Source organism: Methylobacterium sp. P3_A11 (assembly GCF_056403155.1).
This window is the reverse complement of the sequence record NZ_JBFUGA010000251.1, coordinates 1-660: the sequence shown is the minus strand read 5'-3', so window position 1 is coordinate 660 and position 660 is coordinate 1. Positions and strand designations below refer to the sequence as shown.

The 660-nt window shown below is 72.1% G+C and carries 1 protein-coding gene and 1 pseudogene; both read right to left on the bottom strand.

Annotated features, from left to right (window positions below; genetic code table 11):
- A partial coding sequence (locus tag AC1DXK_RS31105; RefSeq protein WP_477299723.1) for a CsbD family protein occupies positions 1 to 131 on the bottom strand: 131 nt, incomplete at its 3' end.
- Between the two features lie 84 nt (positions 132 to 215).
- A pseudogene (locus AC1DXK_RS31100) lies at positions 216 to 660 on the bottom strand (PhnA-like protein); the annotation flags it as partial.

The following is a 660-nucleotide window of genomic DNA, read 5'->3' as shown; positions in this document are numbered from 1 at the left end:
TCGCCCTTCAGCTCCTGCGCCTTGCCCTCGGCCACGAGCGTGTCGTTGCCGGTGGCCTTGCCGGCCGCCTGTTTGACGTTGCCGACGGCCTCGTTGGCCAGACCCTTGAGCTTGTCGGTGGTGCTGTTCATCGTGTGCACTCCTGCTGTGTGAGGAAGGCCGTATGCTCCGGCCGGTTGCGGCCCCCGCCGCGCGGCGGGGGCCGGAGAAGGAATTCAGACGCGCCGCGCGTCGTAGGAGGCGAGGAGCGTCGCCGGCTTCGGGGCGCCAAGGCGACCGCCGAAGAAGGCCGCCAGCGCACCGAGGATCAGCGCGAGGGCCGCGTAGAAGGCGCCCTGGGTGGCGGCGGACTTCGCCGTCACGGCCGCGGCCTCGGCCTTCTGCTTGGCGGTGGCGACAGCCTGCTCGTACTGCGTCTGGTAGTCGTCGATCTGCGCCTTGGCCTGATCCGGCGAAATGCCCTGGGCCTTGGCCAGCGCGTCGGCGGCGCGGCTCTTGGCCTGCTCCTTCTGGGCCGGATCACCGGTCAGCACGGCGCGCACCGCCGCCACCGCCGCATCCTTGGCGGCCTGCGGGTCCTGGCCGGCGGCCTGCTGGCGGACCGTCTGCTCGATGCCGTCCAGCGGGTTGGTGATCTTCGACAGCGACGGCGCCGCGGCC